This is a genomic window from Pseudomonas sp. I8001 (assembly GCF_013385345.1).
Lineage (GTDB): Bacteria > Pseudomonadota > Gammaproteobacteria > Pseudomonadales > Pseudomonadaceae > Aquipseudomonas.
The window spans coordinates 251,159-273,373 of record NZ_JACAQC010000024.1 but is presented as its reverse complement, the minus strand read 5'-3'; the positions used below and the strand labels follow the sequence as shown (position 1 = coordinate 273,373).

Here is a 22,215-nt window from a genome sequence, read left to right as displayed (position 1 = left end):
TCATTTCCTCGGGTCGAAGGCATCGCGAGCGGACTCGCCGATAAACACCAGCAGACTCAACATGATCGCCAGCACGGCAAACGCACTCATGCCCAGCCACGGCGCCTGCAGGTTGGATTTGCCCTGGGCCACCAGTTCACCCAGGGACGGCGAGCCGGCCGGCAGGCCAAAACCCAGGAAGTCCAGCGCGGTGAGGGTGCCGATCGCGCCGGTCAGGATGAACGGCATGAAGGTCATGGTGGAGACCATGGCGTTGGGCAGGATATGGCGGAACATGATTGCGCCGTTCTGCATCCCCAGCGCCCGCGCCGCCCGCACATATTCCAGGTTACGCCCGCGCAGGAACTCGGCGCGCACCACGTCCACCAGGCTCATCCAGGAAAACAGCAGCATGATCCCCAGCAGCCACCAGAAGTTGGGTTGCACGAAGCTGGCGAGGATGATCAACAGGTACAGCACCGGCAAGCCGGACCAGATCTCCAGGAAACGCTGGCCGGCCAGGTCGACCCAGCCACCGTAGAAGCCCTGCAACGCGCCGGCGATCACGCCGATGATCGAGCTGAGCACGGTGAGCGTCAGGGCAAACAGCACGGAAATCCTGAAGCCGTAGATCACCCGCGCCAGCACATCGCGGCCCTGGTCATCGGTGCCCAGCAGGTTGTCCCGTGACGGCGGGGCGGGGGCCGGAACTTTCAGGTCGTAGTTGATGCTCTGGTAGCTGTACGGAATCGGCGCCCACAACGTCCACGCGTCCTTGGCCTTGAGCAGCTCCTGGATATACGGGCTCTTGTAGTTGGCTTCCAGCGGGAATTCGCCGCCGAAGGTGGTCTCGGGGTAGCGCTTGAGCGCCGGGAAATACCAGTCGCCGTCGTAGTGCACCGCCAGCGGCTTGTCGTTGGCGATCAGCTCGGCGCCCAGGCTCAGGCCGAACAGGATCAAAAACAGCCACAGCGACCACCAGCCACGCTTGTTGGCCTTGAAACGCTCGAACCGGCGACGATTGAGGGGGGATAGATTCATCTCAATGCTCCCGGCTGGCGAAGTCGATGCGCGGATCGACCAGGGTGTAGGTGAGGTCGCCGATCAGCTTCACCACCAATCCCAGCAGGGTGAAGATAAACAGGGTGCCGAACACCACCGGGTAGTCACGGTTGATCGCCGCTTCAAAGCTCATCAGGCCCAGGCCGTCGAGGGAGAAGATCACTTCCACCAGCAACGAGCCGGTGAAGAAAATGCCGATGAAGGCCGACGGGAAGCCGGCAATCACCAGCAGCATCGCGTTGCGAAACACATGGCCGTACAGCACGCGGTGGTTGGTCAGGCCCTTGGCCTTGGCGGTGACCACGTACTGCTTGTTGATCTCGTCGAGGAAGCTGTTTTTGGTGAGCAGGGTCATGGTGGCGAAGTTGCCGATCACCAGGGCGGTCACCGGCAGGGCAAGGTGCCAGAAGTAATCGAGGACCTTGCCGCCCCAGCTCAACTCGTCAAAGTTGTTGGACGTGAGCCCGCGTAACGGAAACCAGTCGAAGTAACTGCCGCCGGCGAACACCACGATCAGCAGGATCGCAAACAGGAACGCCGGGATCGCGTAGCCGACGATGATCGCCGAGCTGGTCCACACGTCGAAGTGGCTGCCGTGCCGCGTAGCCTTGGCGATCCCCAGGGGGATCGACACCAGGTACATGATCAGGGTGCTCCATAATCCGAGGGAGATGGACACCGGCATCTTTTCCTTGATCAGGTCGATGACCTTCGCATCGCGAAAGAAGCTGTCGCCAAAATCCAGCCGGGCGTAGTTCTTGACCATGATCCACAAGCGTTCCGGCGCCGACTTGTCGAAGCCGTACATCTTCTCGATTTCCTTCACCAGCGCCGGGTCCAGGCCCTGGGCGCCGCGGTAGCTGGAACCGGCCACCGAGACTTCGGCGCCGCCCCCGGCAATCCGGCTGGTGGCGCCTTCAAAGCCTTCGAGCTTGGCGATCATCTGCTCCACCGGGCCACCCGGGGCGGCCTGGATGATCACAAAGTTGATCAGCAAAATGCCGAACAGGGTCGGGATGATCAGCAGCAGTCGACGAAAAATATAGGCCAGCATCTCAGTCGCCCCCGCTCGCCGGATCGGCGCTCTGGTTGGTGTCCACGGTTATCGCAGGTTTCACGTCGGGTTTGCTCCACCAGGTGGCGGTGCCGACGTCATACCGTGGCGAGACCTTCGGATGGCCGAGGTGGTCCCAATACGCCACGCGGAAGGTCTTGATGTGCCAGTTGGGGATCACGTAGTAGCCGAACTGCAGCACGCGGTCGAGGGCCTTGGCGTGGGCCACCAGGCTTTTGCGCGAGTCGGAGTCGATGAGTTCTTCCACCAACTGGTCGATGGCCGGGTCTTTCAGGCCGATGTAGTTGCGGCTGCCGGGCTTGTCGGCGCTGGATGACTTCCAGTACTCGCGCTGCTCGTTGCCCGGCGATGAGGACTGCGGGAAGCTGCCCACCACCATGTCGAAATCCCGCGAACGGATGCGGTTGATGTACTGCGAGATGTCGACCCGGCGAATCACCAGGTCGATCCCCAGGTCTGCCAGGTTGCGCTTGAACGGCAACAGGATGCGTTCGAACTCGGTCTGTGCCAGCAGGAACTCGATGGTCACCGGCTTGCCGGTGGTGTCGACCATCTTGTCGTCGACGATCTTCCAGCCGGCCTCTTGCAGCAGTTGATAGGCCTCGCGCTGCTGGGTGCGGATCATGCCGCTGGCGTCGGTCTTCGATGGCTCGAAGGCTTCGGTAAACACCTGGGGCGGGATCTTGTCCCGCAGCGGTTCAAGAATCGCCAGCTCATCCGGGCCGGGCAGGCCGGTGGCGGCCATCTCGGAGTTTTCGAAATAACTGCGGCTGCGGGTGTAGGCGCCGTTGAACAGTTGCTTGTTGCTCCATTCAAAGTCCAGCAACAGGCTGATGGCCTTGCGCACCCGCACGTCCTGGAACATCGGTTTGCGGGTGTTGAACACGAAGCCCTGCATGCCGGTGGGGTTGCCGTTGGGGATTTCTTCCTTGATCAGGCGGCCCTGGGTGACGGCGGGGGTGTTGTAGGCATTGGCCCAGTTTTTCGCGCTGATTTCCAGCCAGTAATCGAACTGCCCGGCCTTGAGGGCTTCGAGGGCCACGGTGTTGTCGCGGTAGTAATCGGTGACCCGGTAATCGAAGTTGTAGAAACCCTTGTTGATCGGCAGGTCCTTGGCCCAGTAGTCCTTGACCCGCTCGTAGCGGACCGAGCGCCCGGCCTTGACCTCGGCCACCTTGTACGGGCCGCTGCCCAGCGGAATCTCCAGGTTGCCCTTGGAGAAGTCGCGGCCCTCCCAGTAATGCTTGGGCAACACTGTCAGTTGCCCAAGGATCAGCGGCAGTTCGCGGTTGTTGGTGCGCTTGAACTTGAACAGCACCCGCAGCGGGTCTTCGGCGATCACTTCGTCGACATCCGCGTAGTAGGTCTTGAAGATCGGCGAGCCGTCCTTCATCAGCGTCTGGAAGCTGAACACCACGTCTTCGGCACGGATCGGGTGGCCGTCGTGGAAGCGCGCTTCGGGGCGGATGTAGAAGCGCACCCAGCTGTTGTCCGGGGCCTTTTCGATCTTGCCGGCTACCAGGCCGTATTCGGTGATGGGTTCGTCCAGGCTTTGCTGGGCGAGGGTGTCGTAGATCAGGCCGATATCATCTGCCGGCACGCCCTTGCTGATGAATGGGTTGAGGCTGTCGAAGCTGCCCATGCTGGATACGCGGAAGGTACCACCCTTGGGGGCATCCGGATTTACGTAGTCGACGTGTTTGAAATCGGCGGGGTACTTGGGCGGTTCGTTGTAGAGGGTCAGGGCATGTTGCGGGGCCGCATTGGCCGCGGCGCAAAACAGCAGGCTGCCAAGGATCGCAGTACGCAGAGGTATCATTGGGCTTTCTCCGAAGCTTTCAGCCACCATGCGCTCAGGCCCAGGCTGTAGGGCGGCGTGGTGACGAAGGCGAACCGGTTGCGGTACGCCAGGCGATGATAGTTGAGGTACCAGTTGGGAATACTGTAGTGCTGCCACAGCAGGACGCGGTCCAGCGCCCGGCCTGCGGCCAACTGTTCTTCACGGGTTTGCGCCGCCAGCAGTTGGTCCAGCAGGTGGTCGACCACCGGGTTGGCGATGCCTGCGTAATTCTTGCTGCCCTTGATCCCCGCCTGGCTGGAGTGGAAATACTGCCACTGCTCAAGGCCGGGGCTGAGGGTCTGGTTGAGGGTCATCAGAATCATGTCGAAGTCGAACTGATCGAGGCGTTGTTTGTACTGTGCGCGGTCTACCGTGCGCAAGCGGGCATCGACGCCGATGCTTGTCAGATTCTCGATATAGGGCTGCAGGATGCGCTCCAGGTTCGGGTTCACCAGCAGAATCTCCAGCCTCAGCGGCTGCCCGTCACTGTTGAGCAAGCGTTGCCCGGACAGCTTCCAGCCGGCGTCCGCCAACAATGCGAGGGCGCGGCGCATCGTGTCGCGAGGAATGCCGCGACCGTCGGTCTGGGGCAGGCTGAAGGGCTGGGTAAACAGGTTGGCCGGCAGTTGGTCGCGATAGGGCGACAGCATCAGCCACTCATGGCCGGTCGGCACGCCGGTAGCGGAGAATTCGCTGTTGGGGTAATAGCTGAGGCTGCGTTTATAGGCGCCGCTGAACAGGGTGCGGTTGGTCCACTCGAAATCGAACATCAGCCCCAACGCTTCGCGGACCTTGGCCTGGCTGAAGGCCGGGCGCCGGCTGTTCATGAACAGGCCCTGGCTCTGGGTCGGTATCTGGTGGGCGATCTGCGCCTTGATCACATCGCCGCGGTTGACCGCCGGGAAGTTGTAGCCATTGGCCCAGTTTTTCGCCTGGTGCTCGATATAGATATCGAACTCGCCGGCCTTGAACGCTTCGAAGGCCACGTCGCTGTCGCGGTAGAACTCCACCTCGACCTTGTCGTAGTTATACAAACCACGGTTGACCGCCAGGTCCTTGCCCCAGTAATCCTTGACCCGCTCGAACACCAGTTGTCGCCCGGGGCTGACCTTGCTGATGCGGTAAGGCCCGCTGCCCAGCGGCGGTTCGAACGTGGTGGCCTTGAAGTCGCGGTTTTTCCAGTAATGCTGGGGCAATACCGGTAGCTCGCCCAGGCGCAGGATCAGCAACGGGTTGCCGGCGCGCTTGAACACAAAACGAATGCGATGCCGGTTAAGAATGTCGACCCGGGCCACTTCCTGCAGGTTGGTGCGGTACTGCGGGTGGCCTTCGGTCAGCAGCGTGCGATAGGAAAACGCCACGTCGTAGGCGGTGATCGGCTTGCCATCGTGGAAGCGTGCTTCAGGACGCAGGTTGAACACTACCCAACTACGGTCCTCGCTGTATTCCACCGATTGGGCAATCAGGCCGTAACTGGAAGTCGGTTCATCGCCGGACGGGGCATATTGGCCGGTGCCGACCATCAACGGCTCATTGAGCTCGTTGACGCCATATTGCAGGAAATTGGCGGTGGAAACCGGGCTGGAACCCTTGAAGGTATAAGGGTTGAGGGTGTCGAACGTGCCAAACGCCATGACCCGCAAGGTGCCGCCCTTGGGCGCTGCGGGGTTTACCCAGTCGAAGTGGGTGAATTTGGCCGGGTACTTGAGCGTGCCGAACTGCGCATAACCGTGGCTCTCGGTGATGGTCGCGTTCGCGGAAAAGCTCAAGGCCAGACTTATTAGTAGAAGGAGGGGACGCTTCAAGTCAGGGATCCGATCCAGGCGGCTTGGGCTTTATGAACCGTACAGTAACAGCTTGTTCCGATTGGAAAAAGGCTGGCGCCGCAGGAGGGAGACTACAGGCTTGGATGGGGGTTGGCAGGGTGAAGAACAAAGGGGGAGCTGTTGCCAGTTCCCCCTCGTGTTTGCTGCTTAGCGCGGCCCGGAAACCACCAGCATCTGCCCAGGTTTCAGCGCCTGGCCAGTGCGTGGGTTCCAGCGCTTGAGATGTTGCATCTCGACGTTGAAGCGCTTGGCGACGATGTACAGCGAATCGCCTTTCTTGACCTTGTACTGCACCGGCTTCTTGCTGTCGGCCTTGGCAACCAGCTTGCGGGTGTCCTGCATCACCAGGGTCTGGCCGACCTTGAGCGCCTGCCCGTTGAGCTTGTTCCAGCGCTGCAGGTCATGTACATCGACCTTGTTGGCCTTGGCGATCAGCGTCAGGTTGTCGCCGCTGCGCACCTTGTAGTTGCGGGTGCGACCGGCAATGGCCTTGTGCTCAACGTCGTCGAACACCGGCTTTTTCGGGCGCATGCTCAGCAATTCTTCCGGCTTCATCGCCGAAAGGCTGCTGGCCAGCAGCTGCGCCTTGGACGTCGGCACCAGCAAATGCTGCGGGCCGTCCAGGGTGGTGCGCTGTTTCAAGGCAGGGTTGAGCTGGAACAGTTCGTCTTCGTCGATCTCGGCCAGCGCGGCGACCCGTGACAGGTCCATGCTGGTCTTGATTTCTACCACTTCGAAGTACGGCGTGTTGGCGATCGGGTTGAGGTTGACGCCATACGCCTCGGGGGCCAGCACCACCTGGGACAGCGCCAGGAACTTGGGCACGTAGTCCTTGGTTTCCTGGGGCAGTGGCAGGTTCCAGTAGTCCGTCGGCAAACCGAGCTTCTCGTTACGCTCGATGGCTCGGCTGACCGTGCCCTCACCGGCGTTGTAAGCCGCCAGGGCGAGCAACCAGTCGCCGTTGAACATGTCATGCAGGCGAGTCAGGTAGTCCAGGGCTGCGGTGGTGGAGGCGGTGATGTCGCGGCGGCCGTCGTAGGCGCGGGTCTGGCGCAGGTTGAAATAGCGCCCGGTGGCGGGAACGAACTGCCACAGGCCGACCGCATCGCTGCGGGAATAGGCCATTGGGTTGTAGGCACTTTCAATCACTGGCAGCAGCGCCAGCTCCAGGGGCATGTTGCGTTCTTCAAGGCGTTCGACGATGTAATGAATATAGAGGCTGCCGCGTTCGCCGGCGTTCTCGAGGAAGGATGGGTTGCTGGCAAACCACAATCGTTGCTGTTCAATGCGCGGGTTGACGCCTAACCCGTCCTGCAATTGAAAGCCCCGGCGCATGCGTTCCCAGACATCCTGGGGCACTTCCGGGCTTGGCTTCTCTGATAGCCAAAGGGGTTTTTGCTTGATCTTGGCGGTAAGGTTTGGCTTGGGTTGCACGGTGGATTGTGCGGCAAAATGGGTCGATTGGCAGCCCGCCAGAGTAGCGGACACAGCCACCGCCACGGCTTGAGCCAGGCGGGTCAATGCGTCTGAATGGTTGGTTTTACGAATAGATGACGACATTGGCTGGAAGTAAGTTCCGGGCAAAAATGTCGGGCGATTCTAGAAAGCGCGTGGGTTGCGGTCAACCATTCAGAAATTACGTACTAAATTCCACGCGCTTAGAACGTATCTTTCCACGACCTCAAGCTAGCAAACACCTCACTCCCGGCCCGGTTATCGCGGCCATTCCGTTCGTCCGCTTTTTCTTTAACGGATGTTTCAGAGGTCCGCAGAAAAGGGTTGGTGCGTTTTTCCAGGGCCAAAGTCGAAGGCAATGTTATCTGGCCGTTCGCCCGCAGTTGCCGCACGTTCTCCACCCGTTCGGCGATATCCGCGTTATGCGGTTCCACGGCCTGGGCGAATTTCAGGTTACTTTGTGTGTATTCGTGGGTGCAGTACACCAGCGTGTTGGCCGGCAAGGCCGCCAGGCGCTCCAGTGAGGTGTGCATTTGCTGCGGGGTGCCTTCGAACAGGCGGCCACAACCGGCGGCGAAGAGGGTGTCGCCACAGAACAGCACGCCCTCGTGATAAAAGGCGATGTGCCCCAGGGTATGGCCGGGTACGGCAAACACCTCGAAGTCCCAACCCAGCACGTTGATGCGGTCGTTATCCTGGAGTGCCACGTCCCGCGCCGGGATCTTTTCATTTGCCGGGCCGTAGACCGTGGCGCCTGAAACACTTTTAAGTTGCTCGACGCCGCCGACATGATCATGGTGATGGTGCGTCACCAGGATGTCGCTGAGGGTCCACTCGGGATGCTGCTGGAGCCAGGCCAGCACGGGCGCGGCATCACCGGGATCGACCACCGCGCAGCGCTTGTTCGGCTGATCCTGTAACAACCAGATGTAGTTATCGGTGAAGGCGGGCAGGGCACTGATCTGTATCATTCTTTGATTCGCCAAGCTGAACACATTGGTGCATCTTAGAGCTTCTTGGCGCGTTGGAGAATGCAATGACTGATAAAGCGTTCGCCCAGGCCGATCCCGAGTGGCTGGCACTGATCGGTGCCGCCCGTGAATGGCTGTCCGGGCCTGTCGGGCAATTTTTACTGGATGAAGAACGGCGCATGCTCGAAGACGAGCTGGGTCGGTTCTTTGGTGGTTACCTGGTGCATTACGGGCCGTCGGCACAAACCCCGCCGTCGGCACCCCAGGTGCAACGCAATGTGCGCCTGGGGGCGCCGCTGCCGGGGGTTGAAATCGTCTGCGAGGAGCAGGCCTGGCCGTTGAGCGAGCATGCGGCCGATGTGGTGGTGATGCAGCATGGCCTGGATTTCTGCCTGTCGCCCCACGGTTTGCTGCGCGAAGCGGCCAGCAGCGTGCGCCCTGGTGGCCATTTGCTGATCATTGGCATCAACCCCTGGAGCAGTTGGGGCTTGCGCCATGTGTTCGCCCATGACGGGCTGCGCCAGGCGCGCTGCATCTCGCCGTCGCGAGTCGGCGACTGGTTGAACCTGCTGGGCTTTGCGCTGGAGAAACGCCGCTTCGGGTGCTATCGTCCGCCGCTTGCGTCTGCCAAGTGGCAAGGCCGGCTGGCCGGCTGGGAACGCAGGGCCGGTGCCTGGCAATTGTCCGGCGGGGGTTTCTACCTGTTGGTGGCGCGCAAGATCGTCGTTGGCCTGCGCCCGGTGCGCCAGGTGCGTCGCGAGCCGATGGGCAAGCTGGTGCCGATGCCGATGGCCAAGGTCAATCGCAAGCAGAGCGAACAGTAAACATACCTTTTTGATTTCAGGTCGAGCCTCTCGACCTCGGGCACTTGTCGGTCGATTATCGGCAACCCGCTTTGATGGATCCCGCTTTAATGGACAGTGAAATGACCGATACCGTAGAACTCTTCACCGATGGCGCCTGCAAGGGCAACCCCGGCCCCGGCGGATGGGGCGCCTTGCTGGTGTGCAAGGGCGTGGAGAAGGAACTGTGGGGCGGCGAAGCCAACACCACCAACAACCGCATGGAACTGATGGGCGCGATCCGTGGCCTGGAAGAGCTCAAGCGCCGTTGCGACGTATTGCTGGTGACCGACTCCCAGTACGTGATGAAGGGCATCAACGAGTGGATGGTCAACTGGAAGAAGCGCGGCTGGAAGACTGCGGCCAAGGAGCCGGTGAAAAACGCCGACCTGTGGCAATTGCTCGATGAGCAATGCAATCGCCACAACATCACCTGGAAATGGGTGCGCGGGCACATCGGCCATCCCGGCAACGAGCGGGCCGACCAACTGGCCAACCGCGGTGTGGATGAAGTGCGCGGCTACAAACAGAGCTGATGCCGTCTGACGTGTTAAGATCCCGCCCCTTGAAATGTACCAAACCGTTGAGAGCTGAACCCTGATGGCCATCCGATCTGTTGTACTCGATACCGAAACCACCGGCATGCCGGTGACCGACGGCCACCGGATCATTGAAATCGGCTGTGTCGAACTGATGGGCCGCCGCCTCACCGGCCGGCACTTCCACGTCTACCTGCAACCGGATCGGGAAAGTGACGAAGGCGCCATCGGCGTCCACGGCATCACCAACGAATTCCTGGTGGGCAAGCCACGGTTTGCCGAAGTGGCGGATGAGTTCTTTGAGTTCATCAACGGCGCGCAACTGATCATCCATAACGCGGCGTTCGACGTTGGCTTCATCAACAACGAATTCGCGCTGATGGGGCAGACCGACCGGGCTGATATCACCCGGCACTGCTCGATCCTCGACACCTTGATGATGGCGCGTGAGCGTCACCCGGGCCAGCGCAACAGCCTCGATGCGTTGTGCAAACGCTATGGCGTCGACAACTCCGGCCGTGAACTCCACGGCGCGTTGCTCGACTCCGAGATTCTCGCCGACGTCTACTTGACCATGACCGGTGGCCAGACCAGCCTGTCCCTGGCCGGTAATGCCTCGGACGGCAATGGTTCGGCGGAAGGCTCGGGCAATCGTCCTTCGGAAATCCGCCGCCTGCCAGCGGATCGCCAGCCCACCACGATTATTCGCGCCAGCGAGCAGGACATGGCCGAACACGCGGCGCGCCTTGAGGCGATCGCCAAGTCTGCCGGCGCACCCGCGCTGTGGACCCAATTGACCCAGCAATAACCTTTACCCCAGCGCCAGCCCCTGGCTGGCCCTGATCAGGTCATATGCCTTACGCGCAATCGGGTTCGCCGTGTTCGGACGGATCCACAGGTAGTACGTGACCTCCGGCATCCTCGGCAATCCATCGTTTTCCCCCAATACCCGCATATCCGGCCCTAGCATCTCCATGCTCCGTGGGGTCACGCCCAGCCCTGCGCGGGTCGCGGCCTTGATGCCGATCAGGTTCGATGCCAGGTACGCCTGGCGCCACGGGATATTCGCCCGTTCCAGCGCCTCAAGGGCGTAGCGCCGATAAATGCTCGGCTCATCCACCAGAATCAATGGCAGCGGCTCGCTTGGCGAGTGAATGTATTGCGCCGAACAAATCCACCACACCGGCGAGGTGCGCAGTGCAAAGCCCTCCAGGTTGGCATCGGCGCGGGTGGAAATCACCATGTCGACCTTGCCCCGGTGCAGGTCATCCATCAGGAACGGGCTGCGCCCGACGTCGATCTCCAGGCGCAGGCGCGGTGCCGAGCGGGCGATGTGGCTGAGGATCGGCGGCAGGATGGTGTCGGCGATGTCGTGGGGCGAGCCGATGCGCAGTACGCCGCTGAGGCTGCTTTCCCGCAAGGAATTGAGTGCATCGTCATTCAGCGAGAGCATCTGCCGCGCATGCCGCAACAGTTGCATCCCGGGTTCTGTCAGTTGTTTTTGCCGGCCACGTTTTTCAAACAGGCTGACGCCCACTTGTTGTTCCAGACGCTGCATATGCTGGGTGACGGAAGATTGTGTGCGTGCCAGGTGAGTGCCGGCTTCGGCAAAGCTGTGGTGGTCGACCACGGCGATAAAGGTGCGGAGCAGTTCAAGATCGAGGGTCGACATGGCCATTCCAGGGCGTTTTTATATCAAGGGTGCGAAGATAAACATTACAGATGTTTATGTTTTGTCGCGCTGGGTTTTTACGAGGGCTAATGAATTCGAGTATATGGCCAAAAGTCAGCGCGTCCATATACGGGAAGTTATAACGATATTAGATATTTGAATTTCCGTTAGCCCGGCACTCTCCCTAGCATGCCCCCACATCAGGTCGGGGTACGCCGATCGCTAATGAGGGGAGTTCCATGGGGTTTGTGCGCGCGGCGGTAAAACGAAGGTTGCCTGTGGTCCTGGGCGCGTTGATCGCCCTGGGCGGCAGCGCAGTGGCTCAGGCCGATGCGACCCTGGACAAGATCCAGCAGCGCCATGTGCTGGTGGTCGGCGTGCTGCTGTCTGGCGGGCCGTTTGGCGGCATCGACCCCACCACCCAGAAGCCCAGGGGCTTGAACGTCGACCTGGCCAACGAGCTGGGCCGTCAGTTGGGCGCCGAGGTGCAGCTGGTGCCGGTATTGCCGGCCAACCGTGTGCAGTTCCTGCAACAGGGCAAGGTCGACCTGCTGATCGCCAATATGGAATGGACCGCCGAGCGTGGCGAGATCCTCGGGTTCGTGCCGACGCCGTTCTACAAGATCGGCGGCACTGCTGCCGTACTCAAGGACAGCAAGATCACCCGCTGGGAAGATCTCAAGGACCAGCCGGTGTGCACCTCCCAGGGCAGCAGCTACGTCAAGCCGTTGACCGAACTGGGCGCGCAGATCAAGGCCTTCAAGAGCTCTTCGGAATCCCTGCTGGCCCTGCGCGGCAACAACTGCGTCGCCGCGGTGCATGACTCCACCCTGGTCAACCCGCTGATCAACGACAGCGCCGAATGGAAGGATTACCGCACCCTCAGTCCCGAGCTGAACCCGGCGCCATCGGTAATCTGGACCCGCCGTGGCGAGAGCGACACCCAGGCCAAACTCGACCCCATCGTCAAGGACCTGCACCGCAGCGGCTGGCTGATCGAAGCCCAGACCCGCAACCACATCACCCCGGCGTCCCCGGCGCTGGTGGAGTTGCAAAAACAGTTCAAGGGCGCCTGACACATGACATTGAGAACCCTGACTGCCTTGGGCCTGGCACTGTGCGCCAGCCTGGCCCACGCCGACGCCACCCTCGACAAGATCCAGCAACGCCACGCCATCAGCGTCGGCGTGATCCTCAGCGGTCCGCCGTTTGGCACCATCGACCCCAAGACCGGCGAACACCTGGGCTACAACGTCGAACTGGCCAAGGGCCTGGGCCAGGCGCTGGGTGTGGAGACCAGGACCGTTTCGGTACTGGCGCCCAACCGCGTGCAGTTCCTGCAACAGGGCAAGGTCGACGTGCTGATCGCCAACATGCAGTACACCGACGAACGCGCCGAGATTCTCGACTACGTGCCCACGCCCTATGAAGAAGTCGGCGGCGCGGCGTTGATCCGCAAAGGCGCCGGCATCACCCAGTGGGCCGACCTCAAGGGCAAGCCGGTGTGCGTGTCCCAGGGCAGCAACTTCATCAAGCCGTTGCAGGAAACCTACGGCGCGCAGATCAAGGCGTTCCGCAGCCAGTCCGAATCCCTGCTGTCGTTGCGCGGCAATGGCTGTGTGGCGGCGGTGCACGTCAGCCCGACCATGCACGCGCTGCTCGGCGATGCCGAATGGTCCGGCTACGAGATCCCGTTGCCGGGGGATTTGATCCCGTCCAAATCCGTGATCTGGATCCGTAAAGGCGAACACGACACCCAGGCCAGGCTCGACGCCATCGTGCGCGACTGGCATCGCAGCGGCTGGTTGATCGCCCTCGGCGAACGTACCGGCATGGCTCCGTCCCAAGCCCTGCGTGATCTGCACGAGCAGTACAGCCATGAGTGAAGCGCTATTCGCCACCCTGCAACAACTGCTCGGCGCCGCCCATGTGCAGCGCAGTGAAGATGCCGCCCAGTACCTGACCGACAAACAGGGCCGCTACACCGGCGAGGTGATCGCCGTGGTGCACCCGGCCAACACCGAGGAAGTGGCCGCCGTGGTGCGTGCGTGTGTCGCCCTGGAAGCGCCCATCGTGGTCCAGGGCGGCAACACCGGCCTGATGGCGGGTGCCACACCGGATGCCAGCGGCCGCGCGGTATTGTTGCTGCTCGACCGCCTGAACCGGGTGCGCGTGATCGATACCGACAACGACACCCTGACCGTCGAAGCCGGCTGCATCCTGCAAAACATCCAGGACGTGGCCCGTGAAGCCGGTCGCCTGTTTCCATTGAGTCTGGGCGCCGAAGGCAGTTGCACCATCGGCGGCAACCTTGGCACCAATGCAGGCGGCACCGCCGTGCTGCGTTATGGCAACACCCGCGAGTTGACCCTGGGCCTGGAAGTGGTGACCGCCGAAGGCGAAATCTGGAATGGCCTGCGAGGGTTGCGCAAGGACAACACCGGCTACGACCTGCGGGATTTGTACGTGGGTAGCGAAGGTACCCTCGGGATTATCACCGCTGCGACCCTGAAGCTGTTCCCGCTGCCCAAGGCCCAGGCGACAGCGCTGCTGGCGTTTGACGAGTTGGCCCAGGCGGTGGCGTTCCTGTCCCATGCCCGCGCCGGTTTTGGTGCAAACCTCACTGCATTCGAATTGCTCAGCGCCGATTGCCTGGCGTTGTTGCGTGAGCAATTTCCCGAGGGCCCGCAACCGTTTCTCAACGCCAGCCAACCCTGGTTTGCCTTGCTGGAGCTGTCGGATAACCACGGTGAAAGCCACGCCCGCGAAGCCTTCGAAACGGTCCTCGGTGAAGCCTTCGAACAGTCACTGCTGGCCGACGCACTGATCGCCGAAAGCCTGGCGCAAAGCGAAGCGCTATGGCTGCTGCGGGAGAACATGAGCGAAGCGCAGAAGCGTGCCGGACGCAATATGAAGCACGATATCTCGGTGCCCATTTCGCAAATCGTCGCCTTCGTCGCCCATACCGATGCGCTGTTGCAGACGCATTTCCCCGGTGTTCGCAACTTCACGTTCGGGCACCTGGGGGACGGCAACCTGCATTACAACGTGGCTCATCCGCTGGATTCAACGGTTGACGAGCACATGCGCAACTACGCCGAATTGAGCTTGCTGGTACACGACAGCGCCCACGCCCACGGCGGCTCCATCAGCGCCGAACACGGGATTGGCCAGCGCAAGGTCGGCCTGCTGGGCCGCTACAAAAGCCCGGTGGAACTGGACCTGATGCGCCGCATCAAGCGGGCCCTCGACCCGAAAAACCTGCTCAATCCCGGCAAAGTCCTGGAGGTACAGCCATGACCGTTCGCCTGTCCAAGCGGGTGCAGCGAGTGTCGCTGTCGGCCAATGCGGCGGCCAAATCCCGCGCCACGGAACTGCGTGACGCCGGCCGCGACATTCTGGACCTCACCACCGGCGAGCCGGATTTCGATACCCCGGAGCACATCAAGCAAGCCGCCTGCGCAGCCATTGCTGCGGGCGCCACCAAGTACACGCCAACACCCGGGGTAAAAGCCTTGCGCGTGGCCGTGCAGCGAAAACTGGCCGAAGAAAACCATCTGGACTATTCGCTGCCGAATATCGTGATCGCCAACGGCGCGAAACAGATCATCTTCAACGCCTTCGCCGCAACCCTCGACGACGGCGATCAAGTGCTGGTGCCGACGCCTTACTGGCCGTCGTTCCCCGACAGCGTGCGCTTCAACGGTGGCGAGCCGGTTTTTATCGAGTGCGGGCTGGAGCAGGGCTGCAAACTGCTGCCCGCCCAGCTGGAGCAACACATCAATCAACGCACGCGCTGGCTGATCCTTAACGGCCCGGGCAACCCGAGCGGTGCGGTGTATGGCGAGGCTGAACTGCATGCGCTGGCCGAGGTGCTGCGTCGCCATCCCCAGGTGCTGGTGCTGCTGGATGAACTCTACGAACACATCCGCTTCGACGGTCGCCCGGCCCAGAGCCTGCTGAACGTTGCGCCGGATTTGCAGGAACGTTGCCTGCTGGTGGGCGGCGTGTCCAAGACCTACGCCATGACGGGCTGGCGCATCGGTTTCGGCGCCGGGCCGCAGGCCTTGACCCATGCAATGGCGGTTGTTCAGTCGCAATCCACCTCCGGTGCTTCCTCCGTGGGCCAGGCTGCTGCATTGGCGGCATTCACCGGCGGACTGGGCTTTTTGGCCGAGCAGGTAGCGGCCTATCAGCTGCGCCGGGACCTGTTGATGATGGCCCTCGGCACCGTCGTGGGCCTGGAAGTACTCGAACCCCAGGGCGGCTTTTTCGTGTTCGTGCGTTGCGCCGGTTTGCTTGGCCGCTATCGCCCGGACGGTCAGTGCCTGAACGATGACGGCGATGTCGTCGCGTACTTGCTGGAGGAGGGCGTCGCCGGAGTAGCGGGCAGTGCCTACGGCCTGTCGCCGTGGTTTCGCCTGTCCATCGCCACGGCGACCGACAGCGTGGCCGAGGCCGGCCGCCGTATCGCTGTCGCCTGCGGCAAGCTGCGGGGCGTCGAATGAGTCATTGGCTGGAGCTTTTTGTGCACTGGGCCGCCGGTATCGGCCTCAACTACAGCTTCCTGCTGGATGCCTATCAGCGCGGCACCCTGGAGCAGGGCGCGCTGACCACCGTGCTGTTGTGCCTGTTCACCATCGTCGGCAGCCTGCTGGCCGGGATCAGCCTCGCGGCGCTGCTGACTTCCGGCAACCCGTGGCTGGCCAAACCGGCGCGGGTGTTTATCGAAGTCACCCGCAACACGCCGACCCTGGTGCAGCTGTACTGCGCATTCCTGGTGTTGAACATGCTGCTGACCCAGGCCGTCGGCGCGGCCAACCCGCTGACGCCGTTTGCCTGGGTGGTGATCGTGATTTCGCTGCACAAGGGCGCGTTCCACGCCGAAGCCCTGCGCGCCGGCATCGAAGCGGTGCCCGCCGTGACCCTGGAAGCCGCCAGCTCCCTGGCGTTCAGCAGTCGGCAATTGCTGTGGAATGTGCAGTTGCCGTTGGCCCTGCGCTTCGCGCTGCCGTCGCTGATCAACAACCTGATCGACCTGGTGAAAATGACCGCCGTGGCCTCGGCCATCGCCGTGGGCGACATCACTTACGCCTCGATCATGATCTGGACCCAGAGCGATAACGTGCTGGAGCTGATGATTCTGATCCTGAGCTTTTTCGGCTTGCTGAGTTTTACCGTCAATTGTGTGGGGCGCTGGCTGGAAGCGCGCCTGAGGATGCCCGGCTATGGCCATTGATTCATTCCCGGTGCTGTCGGCGTTGCTGCAATGGTCGCCGGCGCTGGTGACTGGTTTCGGCCAGAACATCCTGATCAGCCTGGTGGCGATTGGTCTTGGTTCGCTGCTGGGCCTGATGGTGGGCGCGTTGGCCCTGTCACCCCTGCGCCTGCTTCGGTTGCCCGCGCGGATCTGGGTGCAGGTTTTCCGCAATGCACCGTGGCTGGTGCTGATCTATTTCACCACCTACGTGTTCCCGTTCGAGATCCATATCGGCAGCAGCTACGTGTCGTTCCCGGACTGGGTCAAGGTGACGATTGGCCTGGCATTGCCGGCCAGCGCCAACGTGGCGGAGATCTTTCGCGGCGCCATCGGCTCAATCCCCAGCACCCAGTGGGAGGCGGCGCGCTCACTGGCATTTACCCGCGGCCAGATATTCAGCTCGATCATTCTGCCCCAGTGCTTCAAGCGCATGTTGCCGCCGTGGATGAACCTCTACGCGGTGGTCACCATGGGCACCGCCCTGGCGTCGCTGGTGGGCGTGCACGACGTGATCGACACCGCACAGATCGCCAGCAACACCGTGAACATGACCGGCTTTACCGTGGTGATCTATCTGAGTTTGCTGGTGCTGTTCTTTGCCTACTGCTACCCGATTTCCCGTTTGACCCAACGCCTGGAGCGCCGTTATGCCTTCTATTGAACCCCTGGTCAGCCTGCGGGATTTGCAGCTGTCGTTCGGTGACAACCGGGTGCTCAAGGGCATCGACCTCGACGTGCATCGCGGCCAGGCGGTGTCGATCATCGGCCCGTCGGGCTCGGGCAAGTCGACCATCCTGCGCTGTATCACCGGCCTGTTGCAGCCCCGGCGCGGCACCATTCGCGTGGGCGAAACCCGGGTCGATACGCTGACCCAGGAAGCGCAGCGTATCGAGTTGCGCAAGCGTGTGGGTTTTGTGTTCCAGCAATACAACCTGTTCCCGCATTTGTCCGTGCTGGAAAACCTGGTGATCGCCCCGCGCAAGGTGCTCGGTCGCAACCGTGCCGATGCCGAGAAAGATGCCCGGGCGCTGTTGGCCAAGGTGCGCATGGAGCACAAGGCCGATGCCTATCCGGGCCAATTGTCCGGCGGCCAGCAGCAGCGGGTGGCGATTGCCCGGGCGTTGGCGATGCGCCCCGAGCTGATCCTGTTCGATGAAGTGACCTCGGCCCTGGACCCGGAAACCGTCGGTGAAGTACTGACGGTGATTCGCGAGCTGACCGAAGAAGGCATGACCTGCGTGCTGGTGACCCACGAAATGCGCTTTGCCGAAGAGATCAGCGACATCGTCTATTTCACCGAAAACGGCGTGATCGTCGAGCACGGCAGCGCCGAGCAGATCTTCCAGCGCCCCACCAGTGAAAGGACCCAGGAATTCCTGCGCCATGCCTTGGGCGATCCCGGCCGTCGGCCACCGATCGCCAATGATCCGTACCTGTTGACCAACCTGAGCCGCTACACCCTGTCCGTCTAACAAGAGGAACCTCGTCATGAGTACCGCAAACCGTGCCGCCGTTATCGAAGACTTCCTGCAGCAGATCCGTGTCATCAACCAGCGTGGCGTAGACCGCGCGGCCCTGGTGGAAATCGTCGGGCTGCTGGAAACCCTGGCCGAGCGCCGGGACCTGTTCAACTTCAGCGAATTCCCCGCGCCGGTGCCGGGCCAGGGCAGTACCGCGTTCCGCTATCGCCTGAACGACGACGGCGACACGCCCACCCTGTACCTGAACTCGTTGCTGCCGGGCAAAAGCACCCTCCCGCACAACCACGAAACCTGGGCGATCATCAGTGCCGTTGAAGGCCAGGAAATCAACTATGTGTATGGCCGCAACGATGAAGGGCGTGAGGAAGGCTTCACCACCCTGACCCTTGAGAAAGAAGTCGTCGTGCAGCCGGGCACCTCTATCTCGTTCCTCGGTGAAGACCTGCACGGGATTCGCGTTGAGGGTGAGCAGGCGACCTTGCATTTCCACCTGTACGGCTTGCCGCTGGAATCCCTCAATGGCCGTTACGGCGTTGAAGCAGACGGCCGGATCCTCAACTACAACGCCTCGCAGATGGCGCCTTCAATCCGGGCCTATTCCTGAGCACAACACACATCAAATGTGGGAGCGGGCTTGCTCGCGAATGGGGTGTGTCAGCCAATGAATGCGTTTCTGGCCCACCGCATTCGCGAGCAAGCCCGCTCCCACAATTGGATCAGCGTTCATCCAGGGTTTTTTATGATTGATCTGTATTACTGGCCTACGGGCAACGGCCTGAAAGTCGGCATCCTGCTGGAAGAGCTGGAGGCGGAGTACCGCCTGATTCCGGTCAACATCCGCGAAGGCGCGCAGAAGCAGGAAAGCTTCCAGCGCATCAGTGCGAATGGGCGGATTCCGGCGATTGTCGACCACCGCCTTGAAGCACCCCTGAGCCTGTTCGAGTCCGGGGCGATCCTGAACTACCTGGCGGACAAGGCCGGGCGCTTCCTGCCGCCCGCCGGCACCGCCGAGCGCCAGAAGGTCCAGGAATGGCTGTTCTGGCAGGTAGGGCATATCACCCCGTACCTGAGCCAGTTGCAGCTGTTCAAGGAGAAGGCCCCGGAACCGATTCCCTTTGCCCTGGACCTGCTGAACGCCGAAGCCACGCGCCTGTATCGGGTGCTGGAGCAGCGCCTGGCCGAGGTGCCGTATGTGGCGGGCGAATACTCGGTGGCCGACATGGCGATCTTCCCGTGGATCCAGCCCCTGCGCCAAGGCCAGGACCTGGCGGACTACCCGAACATCCAGGCCTGGCGTCTGCGCATCAACGCGCGCCCGGCAGTCCAGCGGGCCTATGCCAAGGGCCGTGAAGTGGCCGCCGGCGAGCGTTCGCTGGCCTTGCAGTAACCCATCTATTTTTTGCGGGACTTCCATGAGCCAGACCATCACACCCGGGCAATTGCAACAATGGCTGTTTGACGGCCAGGAAATCGCCCTGTTCGACGTACGCGAGCACGGCCAATACGGCGAGGCCCACCTGTTTCACGGGGTGAACCTGCCCTATAGCCGCCTGGAACTGGAGGTGCAGCGCCTGGCACCGAATCCCCGGGTGCGCCTGGTGATCTACGACCAGGACGGCGGCGATGTGGCTGCGCGCACGGCACTGCGTTTGCAAGCGCTGGGCTACCGCCATGTGCATGTACTGGAAGGTGGTGCGAACGCTTGGCAGGCGGCGGGTTTGCAGTTGTTCGCCGGGGTGCATGTGCCGTCGAAAGCCTTTGGCGAATTGGTGGAAGAGGCCAGCCATACACCCCACGTCACCGCGCAGCAACTGGCGGACTGGCAGGCCACGGGCGAGCCGCTGGTGGTGCTGGACGGTCGGCCGTTCGATGAATACCGCAAGATGACCATTCCCGGTTCCATCTGCTGCCCCAATGGTGAGCTGGGCTACCGCGTGCACGACCTGGTGCCGGATGAAACCACGCCGATCGTGGTCAACTGCGCCGGGCGTACCCGCAGCATTATCGGTGCCCAGACGTTGATCAATCTGGGTGTGAAGAACCCGGTTTATGCATTGGAAAACGGTACCCAGGGTTGGTACCTGGCGGATTTCAAGCTGGAGCATGGCAGTACCCGGCGTTATGCCGATCAGGTCTCGACGGATCTGGCCCGACAGCGCGCGGCTGCCCGGCAATTGGCGGAGCGGGCAGGGGTGGTCAGTGTCAAGGCGGAGCAGGTTCGCCAATGGGCAACGGACCCGGCCCGTAGCCTTTTCCTGTGCGATGTGCGTACCGCTGAAGAATTTGCCGCCGGCAGTTTGCCGGGGGCGCAACACACGCCGGGCGGGCAGTTGATCCAGTCCACTGACCTGTACATCGGCGTGCGTCAGGCGCGGGTGGTGCTGTTGGACAGTGATGGTGTGCGTGCGCCGATTGTCGCCAGTTGGCTGCGGCAGTTGGGGCATGAGGCGTATGTACTCGAGGGTGGCGTCCACAGTGGACTGGCGCTGGAGGCCAAGGAGGCCGTGCCCTTTGACGCGCTGCCGCTGATCTCGGTGCAGGCGCTGGCCGATGCGCTGAAGGACGACACCGTGGACCTGGTGGACCTGCGCCCGAGCATGATCCATCGCAAGGGCCGGATTGTCGGTTCGCGCTGGTCGATTCGTTCGCGGTTGACCGCGGGTGGGCGTCCACTGGTGCTGCTGGCTGATGATCCGGCACTGGCCGCTTTTGCTGCGTTGGGCTTGGGCGGCGATGTGCGTTTGCTCGACGGCGGCTATGCCGCGTGGGTTGCGGCCGGTTTGCCGGTGATCGAGGATGCGCAAACGCCTCCGGACAACCAGTGCATCGACTTCCTGTTCTTCACCCACGACCGCCACAGCGGCAACAAGGACGCTGCCCGCCAATATCTCGCCTGGGAAATTGGCCTGTTGGCACAGATGAGCGAAGCGGAAATCGCCAGTCTCAAGCCGTTGTTGCCCGCGTCACGGGTGCGTACCCGGCTGATTCACGCGGCGCGTACCGAAGGCGGCAATGGTGGTCGGGCGGTGAACGTACCGATCACCCGCCTGAGCACCGTGCTGTTCGACAACCTGGCCCAGATGCGTGACGCGCGCTCCCGACGCGACTGTGAGCGGGTCCTGAGTTACGGCGCACGCGGCAATCCCACTGCTTTTGCCCTTGAAGACCTGGTCACCGAACTTGAGGGTGGCTATCGCACACGGCTGTATGGCACCGGGCTCGCCGCCGCGGCGCAGACGTTCCTGGCCTACCTGCGGCCCGGCGACCATGTGTTGATCACCGACGCCGTCTATTCGCCGGTGCGCAAACTGGCCCGGGAGTTCCTCCAGCCATTCGGCATCGAAGTCAGCTATTTCGCCCCGGACGGCAGCGGCCTGGAAGCGCAACTGCAGGCCAACACCAAAATGGTCTACGCCGAAGTGCCGGGTTCGCTGCTGTATGAGCTGTGTGACCTGCCCGCGCTAGCCGCACTGTGCAAGCCGCGGGGCATTCTGTTGGCGGTGGACAACACCTGGGGCTCGGCGTACCTGTACCGCCCGCTGGCGCTGGGTGCCGACATCTCGATCATGGCCTTGACCAAGTACCTTGGCGGCCACAGTGACGTGATGATGGGCAGCGTCTGCACCACCGAAGCGGCATGGCCGGCCCTGGCGAAAATGAGCGATACCTTTGGCAATGCAGTGAGTGCCGACGATGCCTACCTGATCCTGCGTGGCGCACGCACCCTGGCTTCCCGGCTGGACGTGCACGAGCGCCAGGCGTTGAAGATTGCCCAGTGGTTGCAGGCGCAGCCGCAGGTCAGGCGGGTGTTTCATCCGGCACTGGCTGAGCATCCTGGCCACGCGCTGTGGAAGCGTGACTTCAGCGGGAGCAACGGTTTGCTGTCCTTCGAACTCGACCGCGCGGATGCCGGCTACGTCGAACGGTTTATCGACGGCCTGCAGCTGTTTGGCCTGGGCGCATCCTGGGGCGGCTTTGAAAGCCTGGTGACCCTGGCCGATACACAGGATCGCCAGAACGCCGCCGACCGTGGATTGAACCCGGTGGTGCGCCTGCATGTGGGGCTGGAGGATGTGGAGGCGTTGATCGAGGACCTGCAGCGCGGGTTCGTGGCGGCGGGGCGTTGAGCCTCGCACCATGACAATTTGCGTCCGCCCATAGGTGCCAATCGAACTTTGTGTTTAACTTCGGCACCTGAAATTCGTTTCACTAC

General features: G+C 62.2%; 20 protein-coding genes. 13 read left to right on the top strand and 7 right to left on the bottom strand.

The annotated features are described in order from the left end of the window. The 6 genes from HX839_RS17970 to gloB form a co-directional block, all read right to left on the bottom strand. Complete coding sequence (locus HX839_RS17970) at positions 1-1,020, bottom strand: ABC transporter permease (RefSeq protein ID WP_008435209.1); 1,020 nt, start codon at positions 1,018-1,020, stop codon at positions 1-3. Position 1,021: 1 nt separating this feature from the next. Next, a complete protein-coding gene (locus tag HX839_RS17965; protein ID WP_008435207.1) occupies positions 1,022-2,095 on the bottom strand; it encodes a microcin C ABC transporter permease YejB in 1,074 nt (357 codons plus the stop codon). Between the two features lies 1 nt (position 2,096). Next, positions 2,097-3,935 carry an extracellular solute-binding protein gene (locus tag HX839_RS17960; RefSeq protein WP_102605660.1) on the bottom strand — a complete coding sequence of 613 codons (1,839 nt, stop codon included), beginning with the start codon at positions 3,933-3,935 and terminating at the stop codon, positions 2,097-2,099. Then, complete coding sequence (locus tag HX839_RS17955; RefSeq protein WP_177067466.1) at positions 3,932-5,761, bottom strand: extracellular solute-binding protein; 1,830 nt, start codon at positions 5,759-5,761, stop codon at positions 3,932-3,934. Before HX839_RS17955 ends, HX839_RS17960 begins: the two co-directional genes overlap by 4 nt. Before the next feature lie 168 nt (positions 5,762-5,929). Beyond that, a complete protein-coding gene (locus tag HX839_RS17950) occupies positions 5,930-7,342 on the bottom strand; it encodes a lytic transglycosylase domain-containing protein (RefSeq protein WP_008435202.1) in 1,413 nt (470 codons plus the stop codon). Positions 7,343-7,440: 98 nt separating this feature from the next. Further along, positions 7,441-8,208, bottom strand: coding sequence for a hydroxyacylglutathione hydrolase (gene gloB / locus HX839_RS17945; protein WP_003207471.1), 768 nt, complete (start codon positions 8,206-8,208; stop codon positions 7,441-7,443). Between the two features lie 65 nt (positions 8,209-8,273). Here gloB and HX839_RS17940 point away from each other — a divergent pair, with 65 nt between their 5' ends. From HX839_RS17940 to dnaQ, 3 genes are all read left to right on the top strand, one after another. Then, positions 8,274-9,032, top strand: coding sequence for a class I SAM-dependent methyltransferase (locus HX839_RS17940; RefSeq protein WP_008435200.1), 759 nt, complete (start codon positions 8,274-8,276; stop codon positions 9,030-9,032). 101 nt (positions 9,033-9,133) lie between these two features. After that, positions 9,134-9,586, top strand: coding sequence for a ribonuclease HI (gene rnhA / locus HX839_RS17935; protein ID WP_003207474.1), 453 nt, complete (start codon positions 9,134-9,136; stop codon positions 9,584-9,586). Positions 9,587-9,656: 70 nt separating this feature from the next. Next, positions 9,657-10,397, top strand: coding sequence for a DNA polymerase III subunit epsilon (dnaQ, locus tag HX839_RS17930; RefSeq protein ID WP_162835175.1), 741 nt, complete (start codon positions 9,657-9,659; stop codon positions 10,395-10,397). Positions 10,398-10,400: 3 nt separating this feature from the next. Here the strand turns inward: dnaQ and HX839_RS17925 are convergent, their stop codons facing one another. Next, on the bottom strand, positions 10,401-11,261 hold the full coding sequence (locus HX839_RS17925) for a LysR substrate-binding domain-containing protein (RefSeq protein ID WP_003207477.1): 861 nt from the start codon (positions 11,259-11,261) through the stop codon (positions 10,401-10,403). Between the two features lie 239 nt (positions 11,262-11,500). Here HX839_RS17925 and HX839_RS17920 point away from each other — a divergent pair, with 239 nt between their 5' ends. From HX839_RS17920 to metC, 10 genes are all read left to right on the top strand, one after another. Then, positions 11,501-12,337, top strand: a complete 837-nt coding sequence (locus HX839_RS17920) for a transporter substrate-binding domain-containing protein (protein WP_008435195.1) — start codon at positions 11,501-11,503, stop codon at positions 12,335-12,337. Between the two features lie 3 nt (positions 12,338-12,340). Continuing rightward, the gene (locus HX839_RS17915; RefSeq protein WP_102368875.1) at positions 12,341-13,147 is read left to right on the top strand and encodes a transporter substrate-binding domain-containing protein; all 807 of its coding nucleotides are present in this window, start codon (positions 12,341-12,343) and stop codon (positions 13,145-13,147) included. Then, the gene (locus HX839_RS17910) at positions 13,140-14,561 is read left to right on the top strand and encodes an FAD-binding oxidoreductase (protein ID WP_177067465.1); all 1,422 of its coding nucleotides are present in this window, start codon (positions 13,140-13,142) and stop codon (positions 14,559-14,561) included. Before HX839_RS17915 ends, HX839_RS17910 begins: the two co-directional genes overlap by 8 nt. After that, positions 14,558-15,769, top strand: a complete 1,212-nt coding sequence (locus HX839_RS17905) for an aminotransferase class I/II-fold pyridoxal phosphate-dependent enzyme (protein ID WP_177067464.1) — start codon at positions 14,558-14,560, stop codon at positions 15,767-15,769. The genes HX839_RS17910 and HX839_RS17905 overlap by 4 nt, the downstream gene beginning before the upstream one ends. Beyond that, positions 15,766-16,500, top strand: coding sequence for an amino acid ABC transporter permease (locus HX839_RS17900; protein WP_003207485.1), 735 nt, complete (start codon positions 15,766-15,768; stop codon positions 16,498-16,500). Before HX839_RS17905 ends, HX839_RS17900 begins: the two co-directional genes overlap by 4 nt. Beyond that, complete coding sequence (locus tag HX839_RS17895; RefSeq protein WP_003207487.1) at positions 16,490-17,182, top strand: amino acid ABC transporter permease; 693 nt, start codon at positions 16,490-16,492, stop codon at positions 17,180-17,182. The genes HX839_RS17900 and HX839_RS17895 overlap by 11 nt, the downstream gene beginning before the upstream one ends. Continuing rightward, entirely contained in the window at positions 17,169-17,993 is an 825-nt protein-coding gene (locus HX839_RS17890) for an amino acid ABC transporter ATP-binding protein (RefSeq protein ID WP_177067463.1), read from the top strand. The genes HX839_RS17895 and HX839_RS17890 overlap by 14 nt, the downstream gene beginning before the upstream one ends. 16 nt (positions 17,994-18,009) lie before the next feature. Then, positions 18,010-18,606: a cysteine dioxygenase gene (locus HX839_RS17885; protein WP_008435185.1), complete on the top strand. Its 597-nt coding sequence runs from the start codon at positions 18,010-18,012 to the stop codon at positions 18,604-18,606. A gap of 135 nt (positions 18,607-18,741) precedes the next feature. Next, positions 18,742-19,389, top strand: a complete 648-nt coding sequence (locus tag HX839_RS17880) for a glutathione S-transferase family protein (RefSeq protein WP_177067462.1) — start codon at positions 18,742-18,744, stop codon at positions 19,387-19,389. A gap of 25 nt (positions 19,390-19,414) precedes the next feature. Further along, complete coding sequence (gene metC / locus HX839_RS17875) at positions 19,415-22,129, top strand: cystathionine beta-lyase (RefSeq protein ID WP_177067461.1); 2,715 nt, start codon at positions 19,415-19,417, stop codon at positions 22,127-22,129. Positions 22,130-22,215: the final 86 nt, after the last annotated feature.

What these genes read in the sequence shown, in the direction of transcription:
- HX839_RS17920 (WP_008435195.1), top strand. Translation starts at nt 11,501, where the DNA reads ATGGGGTTTGTGCGCGCGGCGGTAAAACGAAGGTTGCCTGTGGTCCTG.
- metC (WP_177067461.1), top strand. Translation starts at nt 19,415, where the DNA reads ATGAGCCAGACCATCACACCCGGGCAATTGCAACAATGGCTGTTTGAC.
- HX839_RS17895 (WP_003207487.1), top strand. Translation starts at nt 16,490, where the DNA reads ATGGCCATTGATTCATTCCCGGTGCTGTCGGCGTTGCTGCAATGGTCG.
- HX839_RS17965 (WP_008435207.1), bottom strand. Translation starts at nt 2,095, where the DNA reads ATGCTGGCCTATATTTTTCGTCGACTGCTGCTGATCATCCCGACCCTG.
- HX839_RS17905 (WP_177067464.1), top strand. Translation starts at nt 14,558, where the DNA reads ATGACCGTTCGCCTGTCCAAGCGGGTGCAGCGAGTGTCGCTGTCGGCC.
- HX839_RS17970 (WP_008435209.1), bottom strand. Translation starts at nt 1,020, where the DNA reads ATGAATCTATCCCCCCTCAATCGTCGCCGGTTCGAGCGTTTCAAGGCC.
- HX839_RS17960 (WP_102605660.1), bottom strand. Translation starts at nt 3,935, where the DNA reads ATGATACCTCTGCGTACTGCGATCCTTGGCAGCCTGCTGTTTTGCGCC.
- HX839_RS17925 (WP_003207477.1), bottom strand. Translation starts at nt 11,261, where the DNA reads ATGTCGACCCTCGATCTTGAACTGCTCCGCACCTTTATCGCCGTGGTC.
- rnhA (WP_003207474.1), top strand. Translation starts at nt 9,134, where the DNA reads ATGACCGATACCGTAGAACTCTTCACCGATGGCGCCTGCAAGGGCAAC.
- HX839_RS17880 (WP_177067462.1), top strand. Translation starts at nt 18,742, where the DNA reads ATGATTGATCTGTATTACTGGCCTACGGGCAACGGCCTGAAAGTCGGC.
- HX839_RS17890 (WP_177067463.1), top strand. Translation starts at nt 17,169, where the DNA reads ATGCCTTCTATTGAACCCCTGGTCAGCCTGCGGGATTTGCAGCTGTCG.
- HX839_RS17885 (WP_008435185.1), top strand. Translation starts at nt 18,010, where the DNA reads ATGAGTACCGCAAACCGTGCCGCCGTTATCGAAGACTTCCTGCAGCAG.
- HX839_RS17910 (WP_177067465.1), top strand. Translation starts at nt 13,140, where the DNA reads ATGAGTGAAGCGCTATTCGCCACCCTGCAACAACTGCTCGGCGCCGCC.
- HX839_RS17915 (WP_102368875.1), top strand. Translation starts at nt 12,341, where the DNA reads ATGACATTGAGAACCCTGACTGCCTTGGGCCTGGCACTGTGCGCCAGC.
- HX839_RS17900 (WP_003207485.1), top strand. Translation starts at nt 15,766, where the DNA reads ATGAGTCATTGGCTGGAGCTTTTTGTGCACTGGGCCGCCGGTATCGGC.
- HX839_RS17940 (WP_008435200.1), top strand. Translation starts at nt 8,274, where the DNA reads ATGACTGATAAAGCGTTCGCCCAGGCCGATCCCGAGTGGCTGGCACTG.
- gloB (WP_003207471.1), bottom strand. Translation starts at nt 8,208, where the DNA reads ATGATACAGATCAGTGCCCTGCCCGCCTTCACCGATAACTACATCTGG.
- HX839_RS17950 (WP_008435202.1), bottom strand. Translation starts at nt 7,342, where the DNA reads ATGTCGTCATCTATTCGTAAAACCAACCATTCAGACGCATTGACCCGC.